A 17,674-nucleotide genomic window follows, 5' to 3' on the forward strand; every position below is an offset into this window, starting at 1 on the left:
CGTCCGTCGTCCGGTGTGATGCCTTTTGTGCAGATGTCACATCACTGATAAGACATAACGCTACCGCTCGGACCTGACCAAGGACCTTCCCTGCCATGCCGATGCGCGGCCTCGTTATTCTGCTTGGAGGTGCCCTCATCGCGGCGGGCACGCCCGCGATCGGTGCGTCGGCGCCGATGGAGACGCTGGCGTCCGAGCCGGCCGAGGACCTGTTCGCCCCCAAGCCCGCCAATCTGCCGCCGGCCGTGCCGGTGCCGGGCCCCGTGGTCCCGGCCGCGACTGCCGACAAGCCGGCGTCGCAGCGTGGGTACGACAATCCGCTTTGGGCCATCCCGCTGTCGCGGCTGACCGCGACGCGCGAACGGCCGTTGTTTGCGCCGACCCGGCGACCGCCCGCGGTCGTACCGGTCGCAATGCCCGCGCCTCCGCCTGGGCCGCCGCCCAGGCCGCCTGAGCCGGAGACGCCGCGCTTGTCCCTGGTCGGGACCATCATCGGCCCCGAAAGGATCGGGTTGTTCGTGGATCCCACGAGCAAGTCCGTGGTCCGACTCAGGGCCGGCGAAAATCACGATGGTTGGACGTTGCGCGCCGTCGAGCGGCGTCGTGTCGAGATGGCAAAGGGCCTCGACCAGGCCGTGCTCGATCTGCCGGCACCCGACATGAAGAGCGGCGGGGCGCCGGCCGCGCCGCTGCTGGCGGTGCCGCCGCCGATACCGTCCGCGCCTCCCGCGGCGATGGCGGCCGCGCCGCCCACAGGCGCGAACGGCGGCACCTATGTGCACCCGGGCGCCAACATGAACCTGCCGATCGGCCGCGGAGCGCCGGTCAACATGCGTCTGCCGCCGGGCATGGTCAGCCCGCTGTCGAATCCGGGGCCGCGCTGACGCCTCAAGCCGCCGTCCTGGGACGTCCGTACCTGCGACCGATCCGCGCGCGGACCGGCCGGGCGGGCTGATTTGTCGTGTTATTCAATATCATAACGATCGGTGCGGCGAGAGATAGTCAATGCTACAAATTTGACATATCAATGTTAGTAAACGGAAGGTAAATCCGGCGCACGGGCCTGCCTGCGCGGTGGCTCGGCTGGAACCATTCAACTTGAAAGTGCCGCGGCGTGCCTCATCCCGACAATGTTATGCCGTCCCCGGGCGCGACTGCTCGTGGCTCTCGCCGTGCCTTCGAACGTTCGCTGCTGTGCGGTGTCAGTCTGGTAGCCTTGTCGCTGGCGAGCGGCTTCGTCCACGCGCGCAGCCTCACTCCGGACGCCAATACGGTCGCGCCGACGCAGGGAGCACAGCAGGCGGCGATCCAGGCCGCGCAGCAGGCAGCGGGAGCGGCGACGCAGGCTCAGGCCTCGCTGGCCCGCGCGGCAGCCGCGCTCGCGGTCGCACGGAAGCTGCAGGTCGATGCTGCCGCTGCAGCGCGGGCCGCCGGCGGGTCGGTTCCGAACGGGCTGGTCACGGGAGGCTTGATGCCCACCGGCGGCACCGACAACGATCCTTTGGCCGGGATCAAGCTCGATCCGTCGAAATGGACCGGTGCCAACGCGCCCAAGCAGATCGCCAAGGATGTGAATGGCGTCACGAAGGTCGACGTCGACATCCAGCAGACCCAGAAGAAGGCCATCCTCTATTGGGACAGCTTCAACGTCGGCGCTAACACCACCGTCAATTTCCAGCAACCCGCCTCCGACTGGATTGCGCTTAACCGGGTGCAGGACTCGAGTGCGTCGCCCAGCCGCATCCTCGGCCAGATCAACGCGCTCGGCGGCGTCTATCTCATCAACCGCAACGGCATCGTGTTCGGCGCGGGATCGCAGGTGAACGTTCACACCCTGATCGCCTCCAGCCTCGACGTCGGCAAGCTGGGTACTTCGCTCGAGGAGCGCGACAAGTTCTTCAGGGACCAGGGCATCGCCAACCTGAACTCCTTCTCGATCTACGACAAGGACGGCGGCGCGGCGACCAATCTGATTGCGGGCGACATCAAGGTCGAGCGCGGCGCCTCGATCACGGGCAACATCCGCTACGATCAGGTCGCACAGGGCTCCCCCGGTTCGGTCTTCCTGTTCGGCGCCAATGTCCATAATTCCGGGTCCATCGCGGCCACCACTGGTGAGGTGGCGATGGTTGCCGCGCGCACCATCGACGTCATCCCCAACGGTTATTCCGTGTTTCCCAAGGACGTGCTCGGCAAGGACGACAAGGGCAACGCCAACAAGTTCCCCGGCACGGAGTTCAGGCTGTCGCAATTTGCGGCGCCTCGTTCAACCGATCAACCCGCGTATGGTCCTGACGGCTACCCAATCGACAACCGCTATCTCCCGGGCACCGGTGCGTCGGTCCACGACGGCGTGATCGACATCGGCCGCGGCGTGCTCGTCATGAACGGCGACAAGGTCAGCATCGCCAATCCAACCGATGCGAATGGCCGCGCACTGACAGACAGCGCCGGGCATCTGCTCCAGGGCGTGGTCTCCGCCGACACCAGCATCAGCCGCAACAGCTTCGTGCTGCTGCGCGCCGCCACGAGCGTCACCATGGACGGCGTGATCTCGAGCCTGCCGGTAGATGACGAGTCGGCAGGCCTGCCTGGCTCGCAGAGCTTCGTACCGACCTACATCGAGGCCTCGGCCCAGGCGAACGTGACCATTGGCGCGAACGGTCTGATCTCGGCACCCTCGGCGCGCGTCTCGCTCAACGCCAAAAGATTCGAGTTGGCGAACGGGGCGAACAACCTGCCGCCCGGGCTGTTTCAGCAGGGGATGTCGAGCGCGGGGAGTCAGTCGGGCAACATACCGGGCGTTGGTCCCAATTCTCAGGATGCCCAGTCTGTCCTGCTCGCACCCGGTGCGACCATCGACGTGGCGGGGCTCCAGAACGTCGAGTTGCCGGCCGGCTACAACGTCATCCCCGTGAATCTGCTCGCCGAATTCGCCGACATGCCGCTGCAGCGACCGCCTTACGCGACCGTGTCGGCGGACGGCAGCGGCGTGGTCTATGGGCAGAGGCTGTGGATTGACATCCGCAAGACCGGCACGCGCAGCGACGGCACGACCTGGGTCGGCACGCCGATCGCCGATGCCAGCGGTTACGTCGACAAGGTGCCGCGCAGCATCTATCAGCTGATGACGGTCGGCGGCAGCATCAGCCTCAACACGGATTTGAAGGTCGAGAACGGGGCAGCATCGGGTGTCACCACCACGGGCTCGGTGATGAACGTCGCCGGCGGCAGCGTCAAGTTCCTGCCTGGCATGGTGAACACGACGCGTCTGATCGGCAGCGACGGGCGCATCTACGACATCTCCAAAGCCGACCCGAACATGACCTATCTCGGCGTTGCCGGGCAGTTCATCCGCAAGCATGAGCGGTGGGGCGTCACCGAATACTGGTCGACGCAGAGTCAGGTCTATTCGCCGGGCTATAGCGAGGGCCATGCCGCCGGCGGTGTCAGCGTCGTGACGGTCAATCTTGCACCGCTCGACAAGGGCACCCTTTATTTCGGCTCGGCGGCAGGCGAACGGCAGATCAGCAGCGGCCAGTTGCCGGCGCAGGGCTCCCTGTCGCTGACCATCCCGTCGAACGTCCAGATCGGCGCCGCGGCATCGGCCAACTACGCCACGCAGAGCGCCTACACCACAAATCTCTCGGCCGAGATCCTGTCGAGCTACGGCCTGAGTTCCTTGTCCGTGAAGGCGAACGATTTTGTTCTTTCGGCCGGCAGCGCGCTCGACCTGGCCGCGGGCGGCAGCCTTTCCGTCGTTGCGGGCGGGGCTATCGATATTGCCGGAACCGTTTCGGCAGCTGGAGGAAACGTCAACCTCATGACTGACCGAGAGGCAGTCAGCAAAGATTTCACGACATCTTTGTTCAAAGCCCCCAAGGACGCATCGGGCAATACGATTGCCGCGAATGTATTCGTCGGGGGCACGATCGATGTCAGCGGTCGTTTCGTCAACGACACCGGGCGCAGGGCCGGTATCGATGCAACTGGTCCGGCTTTCATCAACGGCGGTTCGATCACGATCAGCACGACCAAGGACAGCCTTGGTGTCACCGGTGGCGTTATAGACACGACCGGCAGCATATTGCTCGGTCAGGGTAGCCTGCTCGATGTGTCAAGCGGCGGATACATCGACGGATCGGGCAAGGCGCAGACCGTTGCAACCGGGGTGATGAAGGGGCGGGCAGGGAGCATCTCTCTCAGCGTCTACAACGGAAAGCCTTACACGGTCGATCCTGGCCCGCCACCACCAACCGCGAATGTCGCGACGCAAGCTTTCATTGCTCTCGATGGTACCTTGCGTGGCTACGGCTTCGAGAGCAACGGGAGCTTGAGGATCGCCGCGGCGAACACGATCCGGATCGGCGGCACATTGCAGCAGGGCGAGACATCGTCGATCCGCATTGGAGGGGTTGCGACGACGCTGCCTGCTGCGCTGCTCACGAGCGGCGGCTTCGGCTCGTATACGATCGAATCGGTTGAAGACCAGTGGTCCGGCGCGAAGGCGAGTATCGTCGTTTCAAGCGGAACCGACCTGACTCTGCAGCAAAGAAACCTCGCAAGTCTGTTCGATTATTCCACGACGCCGACCGGCACCAAGCTCGGCCAGTCAGGCGCGACACAGCTTGCGCTGCTGCCGGACAATCAGCGCAAGTCCGTCGATCTGACGCTCAAGGCCGACCATATTACGCTTGATACCGGGTCGGTGATCGCCACCGATCCCAAGGCGAACATCGTGTTGGCGGCTGTTAACGACAGCCGCGCAGACCTCAAGCCGTCGGATCCGCTTTGGACCGTTGCTGCGCAATCGGTCGAACTGCGCGGGGCCATCATCAATCACGGCGGATCCGTCTTCATCAATTCAAAGAGCACGCATCTCTCGTCCGGCGCTGCGGTCGATTTGTCGGGAACGATCGTTGCCAATTCGCTGTTCGGGACGGTCAACGGCCCGCTCACCAGCGGGAGCTACATCGCAGGCGGAACGTTCGCGGTCGAAACCGGTGACCTCAGCTTGGTGTTCGGTCAGGCCTATTACGCTTACGCCGCCGGGGCGGGGTTTCTCGTTGCCGACGCCGGCGCCGTGGTCGACGTCTCCGGGGCGGCCGGCAGCATCCAGGTGGCCAATGGCCGGAATTCGCCGACCACGCAATGGGCGTGGAGCGATGCCGGCACCGTCAGCGCGAATGTTACCGGGTTGGCCTGGGGTGGCAGCTTTGCAGCGGCTGGCGGCCGATATGCCGCCAGCGATGGCAGCGTGAAGTCGGACGCGCGAGCGAGCGGTGGTACCGTCCTGATCGGTGGCGGCGCGATCAAACTTCGCCAGGACACGTCGGAGGTGATGGCTGCGGTGAATGCCTACGCCGCGGGATCTCAGCCTGGAGCTTTGCTCGTAGCGGCAGATCAACTTGCCCAATTCGACAACGTCTATCTCTACGCGGCGGGCGCTCAGGGTGGGGCGAGCCGCATCTTCACCGACCGCCCCGGCAACATCTATGGCATCGCTGCGCCCTCATGGAGCACCCTGTCGATCTCGGGTCCACTGAACTGGAGCGTGAACGGCCGTCTCGAAATCGCGGCGGGGGTTATCAGCGCGCCCGCGAGTGCGGCCGATGTCCGCTTCTCCGCGCCTTATGTTCTCCTCGCCGGAAGCGGAAGCGAGCCGGCCAGCGGAAGCAGCACGCTGACCGTCGACGCGCGCACCATCGACCTTCAGGGCGCGCAAGGGGTTGCGAAGAGCGGAACTCCGACGAGGGGCCTCGATTTCTCAGGCTTCGGCCAGGTCAATCTGATCGCCCGCCAGGACATCCGGCTCGGTACGCTCAAGGTCGCCAACGGGCTCAAGACTAACCCGGCGACGGACACCAGCCCGACCGCCGAGCAGTCGAGCTTTACCGGCAATCTCGTGACGGCAGGCGATCTGCTGCTCTCAGCCCAGCGCATCTATCCCGTCACCGCCGTCACGTTCGGCATCGAAGCGCCGGACAGCGTCAAGTTCTCCGCGCCTGAAGGCAGCGGCACTACCGTTCCGCTATCGGCGGGCGGCGGCATCACCGTGCGCGCGGCGACCATCGAGCAGGCAGGCAATCTGTTTGCGCCGCTCGGCACCATCACGCTCGGCAATACCGATGCGGCCGTATCGCCGATCATCACCCAATCGGTGGTGCTGGCGCCGGGAAGCCTCACCTCGGTCACCCTGGCCGACACAACCGTGCCCTATGGCGCCACCTCGGACGGCACGGATTGGTACTACAACGCCAGTCTCTATCCGCTGACGGCGCCGCCCTCCAAGGGACTCATCCTGTCGGGTTCGACGGTGACGCGCGCAGACGGCTCCACCATCGATCTGCGCGGTGGCGGCGATCTCCAGGCTGCGGAATGGATCCAGGGCAAGGGAGGTTCGCGCGACGTGCTGACGACGACGCCCTCGGGCCAGACCGTCTATGCGCTGGTGCCTTCGCGCAACGATTCCGTCGCGGCTTACGACATCCATTTCGCCAGCGCGCGCAGCGCCGACAAGGGTGCCACGATCACGGCCGGGGACAGCGTGCCGCTGGCGGGCCAGCAGATCACGATCGATGGCGGCAACGGCATCCCGGCCGGCACCTACACGCTCTATCCCGCGCACTATGCGACGCTGCCCGGCGCGATGCGCGTCGTCGTCTACGCCCAGGACAACACCGGCAAGAACATCCCGACCGGCACCAAACTGACCGACGGCACCGTGTTGGTCACGGGCAATTACACGCAGTCGACGGCGCCAGGAAAGCAGTCGTCCGGGCAGACCGTCTTCGCCGTGCAGACCAACTCGGTATGGCAGCAGTACAGCGAGTACAGCTTCAATGGTGCCAACAGCTATTTCACCCAGGCGGCGACAAAGCAAAACAAGATCCCGCCGCGACTGCCGATGGACGCCGGCCGTCTTTCGGTATCGGCCCTGCAGGCCATCATCCTCAACGGAATTGCGCTGACCCAGCCCGGCATCGACGGCAAGGGCAATATCGGGCGGGGCGGCGAGCTGGATATCAGCGCGCCGAAGCTCGCCGTGCTCAGCCGCGCCGCCTACCAGGCCAAAGACGTGCCTGCCGGCTATGTCGCGCTGGATGTCGGCCAGATCTACGGTTTCGAGAGTGTCCTGATCGGCGGCAGCCGCAGCGACGTTGCCACCGGCACGCTGATCACGCCGACGGCGAGCAATGTGGTGGTCGACACCCGTGGCGAGGCCTTGACCGCGCCGGAAATCCTGCTCGTCGCGCAGCAAACCGGAGAGTGGCAGCAGGTCCAGCAATACGTGACGATCGGATCCAGCTCAGTCCTGCTGGATGTGCCGGTCTATGTTCCGGTCGACGGCAGCGGAACGGTCGCGGTCAAATCGGGCAGCGTCATCGAAACCAGGGGCAGCGTTCATGCCGGGCTCGGGCGCAGCTACATCGTCGTCTCCGACGGGCAGCCCGCCGTCACCGCCGAAAGCATCGCGACGGCCCTGGGAGGCACGCTGTCGGGCACGACGATCACGGGCGCAGACCTGACCAAGCTGCCGCTTCTCACCGCGGCCGGGCAGTCGATCCTGGGTTATTATGCCAATGGCGGTCCGCAACAGCCGGGGCGTGGCGCATTGTTCGCCGCCAGCAACGATCCGACCCTCCAGATCACCGGCCCGTCCAAGACAGGCGTTTCCGCGCCGTCGCTCACGATCAGCTTCAGGGACGTTGCGGCCGGGCAGGTCAGCGGAAGCCTGACGCTGCCGGGAGGCAACACCGCTGACAGCGGCAAGGTCGTGGTCGCTGACGGCGTCACAATCAAGACCGATACGCTGACGCTGCAAGGCACCGCTGCGAACAGCGCCATCACCGTCAATACGGCCGATCTGCACGCCAGCCGCGTCAACCTGGTCGCTCCGAGCATCGGGATCGGCGCCGTCAACCCGGTTGCCGGCGTGAGCCTGATGCTGCCGGCCAATAGCGCGCAGTTTGCCGACGTCCAAACGCTCGCGCTGCGCGCCTTGTCGGCACCGATCACGGTTTACGGCAGCTTCAATTCGGGAACGCGCAAGCTGATCCTCGACGCAAATGGCCTCGCACAGGGCCTCGATGGCGGCGTCGCCCGAAATGCCACCATCACCGCCAGCGAAACCATTACGCTGACGAACACGGTCGGACCGGCCTTGAGCGGCGGTGCGACCGCCGGCGGCAACAGCCTGCAGCTCGTCGCTGAGGACATCGAGTTCGGCAACGCTCCGGTCAACGGCATCACACCCGCCGCCTACATGACGATCGCCGGCTATTCCAGTGTCGGCATGTCCGCGAGCGGGCGCGTTCTCATCAAGGGACCGGGTGCCCTGGCCCTCGGGGTCAACAACACCGACAAGGTCGATCTTGCGATCACGACGCCGAGCGTGCTGGTCGCCGGCGCGAGCGGTGCGAAGTCGCAGAACTTCTCGATCACGGGCTATGCCGGCAACGTCACGATCCGGGACAGCAGCACCCGCACCGGCGCGGTCGAGCGTCCGGCGGACAGCACCGAGGTCGGGGGCAACCTGCAGATCACGGCCGCCAACGTCACCGTCGCCAGCACGATCCAGGCGCAGGGCGGCACGATCACGCTGAGCGCGATCGCCGGCAATCTCGAGCTCGAGAAGGGCGCCTATCTGTCGGCGGCCGGCTACAAGAAGACGCTCGTCGATATTGATACCTACGCCCCCGGCGGCAAGGTCGTGCTCAATGCCGATACCGGCACCGCGTTCCTGCCGTTCACCGGCGAGGGCAAGGTCAAGGTCGACACCGGCAGTATCGTCGACGTGGCGCAGCCTGCAGGTGGTCTCGGCTTTGGCGGCCAGATCGAAGTCAATGCCGTCCGCGGCAGCGCCACGATCGCGGGGGAACTGCGCGGGGCCGGCGCCCCGGGACTCGGCGGTCGTTTCAAGCTCGATACGCTGGGCAGCGCGGACCTGACCTCGCTCGCCGACAATCTGCTCGCGGGCGGTCTCACCGGTTCGGTTGACATCCGTACGCGCACGGGCAATCTCGAACTGGCAGCCGGCCATATCCTCAAGGCCAATGCCGTCATGCTGACCGCGGACGATGCCGCGTGGGACAGCAGCGACGCGAGCAAGCAGTTCGGCCAGGTGAAGATCCGCGGCTTGATCGACGCGACCGGCCGTAGCGGCAAGACCGCCGACGGCACCGGACAGGCCGGCGGACAGGTTGCACTCTACGGCGCCAACGCGGTGCTCCTCGCCAGCAGCGGCGTAATCGACGCCTCGACGACGCATGCCGACGAGCGGGGCGGCGACGTCACGATCGGGATCGGCTGGGATGCGAAGTCGAAAATCTACCTGCAGCAGGGCACGCAGATCAACGTCTCCGGCGGCACCAGGGGCGGCCTCAGCGGCGGCACGGTGACGTTCCGCGCGCCGCTCGACGGCAATAACGACGTCAAGATCGCGGCCATCAGCAATGTGGCTAACACGTCCGGCGCGCACGGCGCCGAGTTCTACGCCGACGGCAACCAGACATTCGACGAACTGCCCGTGCTCGATGCAACCAACAACGTCAACGATCGCGCCAGGACCAGCATCGTCGGCGCGCGCTCGGTCGCCGTCAACGGCTACATCGCGTTCGACACCACGGCCGGCAAGAACGGCATCGATGGGTCGAATCTCGGCTGGTTCGGCACGATCGACACGGCCGGCTGGTACAGGGGCGTGGATCCCAATGGGAATCTCATCCCCGCGACCGACGGTTCGTGGACGAACGTCGCTGGCTGGCAGATTTCCGGGGTCACGACCAACAACGGATTCACCAGCGTCGTTGGCGGCGGCAATCCCGGCTACACGGTGGCGATATCCAATGGGAATGGCGCAGTTCTCAGGAACTTCGTCATGGGCGTCTACCAATTCTCGCCTGCCAGTAATCCTGGTTTCGCGGCTGGCCAAACGAACATTCCTGTAACATTCGATCCACCACCGGCTGGCGGGGTCGCGGCGCAAGGCGTAGCGAGCGTTAACGCAAACGGAGTTCTCTCGATCACGATTACCAACCCGGGAAGCGGCTACACGAGTTCTCCGACCCGCGCGTTTGTCGGCGGAATAGAGGTGCTGCCCACCAGGAACCCATTTACTGGCGCGGTTGTGTCGTTCTTGACCGTCGTCTCGGCGGAAGTGGTGCTCGGACCGGGTGGAGCCAGCAACGCGCAACCGACTGCCCTGATCTCTTGGGCCGGCGGCAGCGCCACCTTCAGATTCTCGCAATCGAACACGTTGGCCGGCAGTTCGACGCTCAATGCGGACGGTTCGGTCACCTTCATTGGCCAGACCAAGGATTTCATTCCGTTGAGTTCGAGCGGAGTCTTGGACAAGTTCGATCCGGCAAATCAGGGTAAGCCGGGCATCGCAACCTTTACCGGGGGCGCCGGCACCGGGAGCGCGTTCTTCGGCGACACCGTCTCGCAGATCACCAAGGGCACCTGGAGCTATAACGGACAGAGCTACGGCTTCAGCAACTTGTTCACGCGCCTTGCGCCGCTCGCCGCCAGCCTCGGCGCCGATGTCGTGCATGTGCAGCCCGGGGTCGATCTCGTCAATTCGAAGGGCGACATCACCGTCAGCAGCAACTGGAATCTGGCCGCCGGCACCGTAGGCGGACTCAAGGATGGCGAGTTCGACCCGACTTCGAGCTATATCGATTTCAAATACCGTCTTCTGACGCCTTGGGGCGGCTTCGACGCGGGCGCGCTGACGCTGCGCGCAGCCGGGAACATCAACGTCAACGCCTCGATCTCGGATGGCTTCTTCCAGTTCGGCAATTATCTCGGCACCAGCACCGACTCCAGTCGCAATTTCGACGAGAACACGATCGTTCGGCAGATCGGCGCGTATACGTATTATCTCAACACTCCCGGGAGTTCGATAACCGCTCCCTACAACGCGGCCGCGAACGGCATCAACCCGTCCAGTCTTGATCTCGCCGCGGCGGACCTCTTCCCGCACAGCCTGCGGGTCTGTACTATCGATTGCAGCGCCGGCAACATCAAGACGATCACGGCGCCGTCGTCCTGGTCGTACAATCTCACGGCGGGTGCCGACCTCTCCAGCGCCAATGTCGGCGCACGGGTTTCGCTCGCCAATAACGTCGGCGACGTCATCGTCGACAAGCACGTCAGCTACTCGCAGACGCTGGTGCAGGACAAGCTTGCGAATTCCACAGTCCTGGTTGACATCCCGACCATGATCCGGACCGGGACTGGCAATATCAATGTCGCGGCAGCGCGGGACGTGATCCTCAAGGACACCAGCGCGCCGGGCGTGATCTACGCAGCCGGCGTCAACACGGCGGCCTATGCCAATCCTTACGGCGTCAAACCCGATGGGACGATCGTCGTCACCGATCCCAACGGCTTCTACGAGCCCCGCGTGCTTGGCTACGGCAACGCAGCCGCCGCAGATGCCCCCGATCTTTATTATGGTCCGCCCACCGCAGCCGCCTTCCCTGAGAAGGGTGGCGACGTCGTCATCGATGCGCAGCGGGATGTGATCGGCAACGTCAGCGTCGACAAGAAAGTCCCGCAATATTATCAGCCCTGGCTGCTGTCCAATGCCGCGGTCACGCCGAGCGGCAGCGCGGCGATCGTCGGTGCGGGCGTGTTTGCGCCCGCTGGAAATACGATTGCCTCGCAGACTGCGTGGTGGATCCAGTATGGCAGCTTCCAGCAGGGCTTCCTCAGCGCCGGCGGCAACATCAGCGTACTCGCCGGACGCGACCTGGTCGACGTCTCTGTGTCGGCGCCGACGACGGGCAGGGTCACCGGCGGTCTTACCGCCGGCAGCACGCCTGTCACGCACCTCTATGGCAGCGGCAACATGATCGTGCGCGCTGGCCGCGACCTTCGTGGAGGGTCCTTCTACGAGGGCTCTGGCCACGCGCGAATCGAAGCCGGCGGCGACATCCGCGACAATGGCACCATTTACCGCTACGCCAAGAGCACTCTGGCGCTGCCGAACTTGCCGCAACTTGCGGTCGACACCGGACAGATTATTGTGGTGGCCGGTGGCTCGGTCGCGGTAGCCGGGGTCGTCAATCCGGCGGCGTTGCATGCCCAGCAGCCGAGCAGGGCCAATCCGCTGGAAACTGGGACGGTCCCGAGGACGGCGCTGTATTTCGATACTTACGGTCCCGACAGCAAGGTCAGCCTCCTCGCCAAATCGGGCGATGTGTCGATCGGGCTGTCGTCCCCCACGATCAGTACGACGGCCGCACCAGGGGCAGCCGCCGCTTATCCCGCCAGTTTCGAGGCCATCGCCCTGCAGGGTAGTCTGATCACCACCGGCATCGGCGCAATCGTCAACCAGAACGTCGCCGGATCGCTGGTGAACATGCCGGGCATGGTGCTGAGCGCGTCCGATCACGGCACGTTCGCCCTGCTGGCAGCGGGCGAGATCGATCTGACCTTCGGTTATCCCAAGCAGTCGAGCGAACCGCTCGAAAGGTCACCGCGTCCGCTGATCTCCGCCGGACCGGCCTTGTTCGACGCCGCGTTCGATCCGTACCGGCCCAACAGCGGCTACGGCGAATCCTCAAGTCGCGCCATTCTGGCGCATGCAGATGATGAAGGCCTCGACACGACCGCGAGGATCTATGCCGCCACCGGCAACGTCACCGCTACGGGGACGTACGGTGGCCGTCTGAAGGGGGACGGGCTCGAGGTCTACCAGCGCATCGAAATCAACCGGCCGGTCAGCATCTATGCCGGCGGCAACATCGTCGATCTCAACCTCATCGTGCAGAACATCCACGTCAACGACGTCAGCAAGATCGTCGCTGGGGGCAACATTTCCTATACCGGGTATGCCAATGGCGGCGGCATCCAGGTCGCGGGTCCAGGCTATCTCGTGGTGCAGGCTGGCGGCGACATCGGTCCGTTCCTCCCTGCTGCGTTCAACAATGCGAGCCAGGCGCCGGTGCAGGAGGGCATTGTTTCGGTCGGAAATTCGAACTCGATTCCGGTCGGAAATTTCTACGTCGGCGGCACGACCGGCGGCTCGGTCGGTATCTACAACCAAGCGCTGCTCGGCCCCTCGAACAACCCGCGGCGCAACGCTGCCCTCGTCGAGGCGGCCGGCACCAAGCAGGGTGCCAGCATCGACGTGCTGTTCGGCGTCAAGTTCGGGATCGACTACGACGCGATGATCGGCAAATATTTAGATCCCGCCAGCCCGAATTTCCTCGGCGCCGTTGTGGCAACCAACGTTCGGACGGGCGAGAAGGAGAGCCTGACATTCGAGCAGTTCAAGAGCCTGCCGAAGGACCTCCAGCACGTTCTGGTCGATGAAGCCTTCTTTGTCGGGCTGAAGGAGGTCGGCAAAGGTAACCTCAAGACCGCGTTCGGCTACGAAATGATCGACACCATGTTCCCGGCGAAGTTCGGCTATACTCAGAACACGCTGGGGGGCGGCACGAGCGGCGCCGGCGAGCTCGTCAGGACCGGCGATATGAACCTGCTTCACGCCACGGTCCAGACCCAGCTCGGCGGCGATGTCTCGATCTTCGGGCCCGGCGGCAGCCTGATCGTCGGTTCCCTGGCGGCGGAATCGAATACCGCGCTCAAGCTGCGCGACATCGGCATCCTCACCCTTGGCGGCGGGGCCATCAACACCTTCACCGACCAGAACGTGCTGGTGAACTCGAGCCGCGTTCTTACCACCCAGGGCGGTGACGTCACGATGTGGAGCTCCAACGGCAATCTCGACGCCGGCCGCGGCTCCAAGACGACGCTGTCGGCACCGGCGCTCCAGGTGCTCTACGATCAGGACGACTACCCGTTCATCGATCTCGGTGGCTACGTCACCGGCGCCGGCATCGGCACGCTGCGTGCCTCGAATGTCGCCCGGGCGTCGAACCTCTATCTGCTTGCGCCGCGCGGCGTGATCGATTTCGGCACGGCGGGCGTGCAGTCCTCCGGCAACGCCGTATTCGTCGCGCCCGTCGTTGCCAATTTCGGCAACGCGTCGGTCCAGGGCAGCTCGACCGGCGTGCCCACGATTTCAGTGCCCAACATCGGCGCGTTGACCGCCGGTTCGAACACTGCCGGCGCCGCGGCCAAGACGGCAGATACTCCGACCGCCGGCGGGGCGAGCAAGCCCGCCTCGATCTTCATCGTCGAGGTCATCGGCTATGGCGGAGGCGACGGCCGGGATAACTCCGGCAAGGAGACCGATGAAAACTCGGCGGGCGATGGCAAGCAATGATCGACAGGATGGTTCTTTGCGGCGATTGGTCGCCTGCGCTCAGTCGGAGCGCGTCAAGGCGCCGGTTACGAGCCAATATTGCTCTTCGGAGACCCGCGGAGCGTGACGACCGGGCCGATGCGAATCTGACACCCTATTCAAATATCGGTCACAGCAACGATAAGAAACTTACCTAAACAATCCGTAACGACGCGTTAGGGCAGAGGGCTGCTGACCTGCGAAGTCCGTACGTTTCCTTTCTGATTTTGTGTTTTGGGGGCTGAAATGCGTGCGACACATCCGCTGGAGCAGATCTGCTCGGAGTCCGCGCTGAACAAGACGAATGCCAAGATCTACGATCTCGGCTTGCGGCAAGACGAAAGTGGCCGCCTGCGCCGCATCAAGAACCTCGAGCACGAAAACGCACTGCTGATGCGCATGGTCTCCGAGACCCAGATCGAGATCGCACGGCTCCGCGATCTGTTGAAATCGACCTGAAACGATCGCGTTAGCCGCCCGCGGGTGGCGAGATCCGTATCGTAAGCCCAATTCAATCGTCGCCCTTGTGTCGGCTGGTTCAGGCGGAGACGTCGCCCGCTGCTGTCGAGATTGTTTCCGGGGACCTTTGGTCCACAGCCGGCCGCGTGCCTCGTGCACAGCATGGCCGGAGACCTCGTTTTCGCTGATGCACGCCGCGAGCCGTCTATGAAGCAGGACGATCCATCGCATCCCGAAGTGCAGCGGCGTCTTGAAGGTCCGTCCGGGCCAACATCAGCTTGGTGTGAAGCAAATAGTCATGCGGTTTTGGAAGATTGTGTCGATCGCATATGGCGTGATCGCCTCGGTTGGACTGGGTGGTTGCGGCTTCATACCGATGTCGGGACCGGCCAGTCTCGACGTGAGGAACGAGAACACCACGAGTCTTCCGTTCGCAACGGTGCAGCTCAATCCGGATGTCGTGCAGCTGCTCGAGAAATACGAGCCCAACGGACTGGCGGGTGTCATCGCCGACTCCCGGCCTCCCTCGAGTATCAAGTTCGGCATCGGGGATATCATCAGCGTCACCATCTTCGAGGCGTCGGCCGGCGGTCTTTACGTGCCGCTGGAGGCCGGCGTACGCCCCGGCAATTTCGTGAATTTGCCTGATCAGGCCGTCGACAACGACGGAAACATCACGGTGCCCTATGCCGGCCGCATTCGCGCAGCAGGCCGCACCAACGTGCAGGTGCAGGAGGATATCCTGGCCCAGATCAAGAAGCGCGCGATCGACCCGCAGGTCGTCGTGACCTCGAGTCAGCAGCGCTCCTCGCTCGTCAGCGTTTTCGGCGAGGTGAGGACGCCGGTACGCTTCCCGATGCCGTCGGCCGGCGCGCAGGACCGCATCACCGACGCGATCACGCGTGCCGGTGGCATAAGCGGTGCCGGGTGGGAAACCTGGGTCGTGTTGGAGCGCAATGGCAAGCGGGCTACGGTCCCGTTCGGCAATCTCGTTCATTTCCCGAACAGCAACGTCTTCGTGCAGCCGGGTGATCGCATCTATCTGTATCGCGAGCCCATGAAGTTCATCGCGTTTGGCGCAACCGGTCAGCAGGGGGAGTTCAATTTCGACGCCTGGCGGATCAACCTGACACAGGCGGTCGCAAAGGCTCGCGGGCTGCTCGACCTCCAAGCCGATCCGGCTTCCGTCTTCCTCTATCGCCGCGAGCCGCGGGATGTCGCGGAGCGGCTGGGCATCGATTGCTCGAAGTTCGACGGCGACTCCGTCCCGATTGTCTTCAACGTCAATTTTCAGGATCCGGCTGGCTACTTCATTGCGACGAAAATGACGATGCGTCCGTTCGACGTGATCTATGCCGCCAACGCGCCTCAGGTCGACGTGACCAAGGTTCTCTACTTCATCAACACGACCCTCGTGACGGCGCAGAGCGGCGTGACGCTCGTCAACACCATCCGCAATCCGGGATCGACGACATCGACGACGACGATCACGACCACCGGTCCATGACGTTTGGAACGTGCCGCCGACCTCGATTCACGTCTGGCCGCTTGACGCCCCGCTTGTAGATGTTACTCATCACATCAGCCGGCATCATTCGTCGACCGATGATGTTACGAGGCGCCTTCGGCCGGGCCAGTCGATGTGCCGGCGAGCAGGGGAGAGCGGCATGAGCCGGGCTTCGCACCGACGTGGATGGTTGGCCGGACAGGCCCTTGCTGCTGGCCTGTTTGCGATGGCGGGGTCCGGCGCCGCGCAGTCGCCCGGACCGGGGCCGCTCGACCCGATCCCACCGCCGCGGCAGGGCACGATCATAGGCGGTCAGCCCGGGCCCAGCTTCGAGCGCTGTCTTGACGTGCAGATCGGGAACGAAGGCGCCTTCGGGTGTCTCAATCAGAAGCTCAGGCGCGAAGTGGACAAGGTGAACCCGTCGCTCAACTTGCCACCCATCGATGCGCGCTCGCCGGACGTGCGTGTCGGCAATGTGAACGAAGCCGCTGTCCGTCAGCAATACGGCTCGAACTACGGCCGCTCGGCCATTCCGTACCGTCCCCCGAGCATTCCCACCAACGTTCTGCCGCGGCGCTGATGTCAGCACGTCACGGACAAGCTTGCGACCGCAGGCGGTTGCTTCTACCGCTGCTCGCCGCCGTCTGTCTGGTGTTGTTGCCGGAGCAGGCGCGTTGCGAGGAGGATGTCGCGATTGACGGAAGCATCAAGGCCGATGCGGTCGCCGAAGTCGCGAGTGGCGATGACGAGGTGGCGCCGCTGGAGCTCGAACGTTTCGCGCCCCGGCCGCTCACTGCAGCGGATTTTCCGCCGGCCAATCCGCTGCTCTTCGTGTCCGCTTATCGCACCGGCGCGATGTTCGGCCGTGATTGGCGCGCCGGCCGCGCCGAGTACCGCTCGTTGATCGAGCGTGAGTCGCTTGCCTTCGGCCTGCCGCCGGCCCTGGTCGACGCCGTGATGGCGGTGGAGAGCCGCTACAATCCGCGCGTCGTCGGTTTGGATGGCGAGGTCGGCCTGATGCAGGTGATGTTGCCCACGGCTCGCATGATGGGCTTTGCCGGCACGCCCGCCGAACTGGCGACGCCCGAGGTCAACGTGCATTATGGGGTGCGCTATCTCGCCGGCGCCTGGCGCCGTGCCAACGGAGATCTCTGCACCGCCGCCATGAAATACCGGGCCGGCCACGGCGAAACGCGATTCTCTCATCTGTCCGTGGAATATTGCACGCGAGTCCGCTCGCACCTGACTGCGAACGGAATTCCCGTGACCGGCTCGGTCCCGCAGCCGACGTTCGGCCGCCCGGCAGGCAGCCGGGGCACTGGCGGTCGCGTACGGACGGCCGGCGGAGCGATCGACTTCACGTCACTGAACACGCGCCTGCAAGGCGCGGTCGAACGCAGGCCATGACTGAGGCTGATCCGGGTTGATTCCGGCGACATTGACGGGGG

Annotated in this window: 6 protein-coding genes; all 6 read left to right on the plus strand. The window is 64.6% G+C overall.

Annotated elements, in window-relative coordinates; genetic code table 11:
• The first annotated feature begins 95 nt into the window (after positions 1–95).
• The 6 genes from AC3WLX_RS23010 (at position 96) to AC3WLX_RS23035 (ending at position 17,633) form a co-directional block, all read left to right on the plus strand.
• Positions 96–884 carry a hypothetical protein gene (locus tag AC3WLX_RS23010; protein ID WP_492337701.1) on the plus strand — a complete coding sequence of 263 codons (789 nt, stop codon included), beginning with the start codon at positions 96–98 and terminating at the stop codon, positions 882–884.
• Positions 885–1,135: 251 nt separating this feature from the next.
• Entirely contained in the window at positions 1,136–14,242 is a 13,107-nt protein-coding gene (locus AC3WLX_RS23015; RefSeq protein WP_492337702.1) for a filamentous hemagglutinin family protein, read from the plus strand.
• 264 nt (positions 14,243–14,506) lie between these two features.
• Positions 14,507–14,719 carry a hypothetical protein gene (locus tag AC3WLX_RS23020; RefSeq protein WP_291627181.1) on the plus strand — a complete coding sequence of 71 codons (213 nt, stop codon included), beginning with the start codon at positions 14,507–14,509 and terminating at the stop codon, positions 14,717–14,719.
• A 298-nt stretch (positions 14,720–15,017) separates the two neighbouring features.
• Positions 15,018–16,226 carry a polysaccharide biosynthesis/export family protein gene (locus AC3WLX_RS23025; protein ID WP_492337703.1) on the plus strand — a complete coding sequence of 403 codons (1,209 nt, stop codon included), beginning with the start codon at positions 15,018–15,020 and terminating at the stop codon, positions 16,224–16,226.
• Between the two features lie 160 nt (positions 16,227–16,386).
• Positions 16,387–16,806 carry a hypothetical protein gene (locus tag AC3WLX_RS23030; RefSeq protein WP_492337704.1) on the plus strand — a complete coding sequence of 140 codons (420 nt, stop codon included), beginning with the start codon at positions 16,387–16,389 and terminating at the stop codon, positions 16,804–16,806.
• A gap of 38 nt (positions 16,807–16,844) precedes the next feature.
• The gene (locus AC3WLX_RS23035; RefSeq protein WP_291627187.1) at positions 16,845–17,633 is read left to right on the plus strand and encodes a lytic transglycosylase domain-containing protein; all 789 of its coding nucleotides are present in this window, start codon (positions 16,845–16,847) and stop codon (positions 17,631–17,633) included.
• Positions 17,634–17,674 lie beyond the last annotated feature (41 nt).

Source organism: Bradyrhizobium sp. FW305-F6 (assembly GCF_058782905.1).

Excerpts from the sequence above, each read along its gene's own strand:
- AC3WLX_RS23030 (WP_492337704.1), top strand. The coding sequence starts at position 16,387 with ATGAGCCGGGCTTCGCACCGACGTGGATGGTTGGCCGGACAGGCCCTT.
- AC3WLX_RS23010 (WP_492337701.1), top strand. The coding sequence starts at position 96 with ATGCCGATGCGCGGCCTCGTTATTCTGCTTGGAGGTGCCCTCATCGCG.
- AC3WLX_RS23025 (WP_492337703.1), top strand. The coding sequence starts at position 15,018 with ATGCGGTTTTGGAAGATTGTGTCGATCGCATATGGCGTGATCGCCTCG.
- AC3WLX_RS23020 (WP_291627181.1), top strand. The coding sequence starts at position 14,507 with ATGCGTGCGACACATCCGCTGGAGCAGATCTGCTCGGAGTCCGCGCTG.
- AC3WLX_RS23015 (WP_492337702.1), top strand. The coding sequence starts at position 1,136 with ATGCCGTCCCCGGGCGCGACTGCTCGTGGCTCTCGCCGTGCCTTCGAA.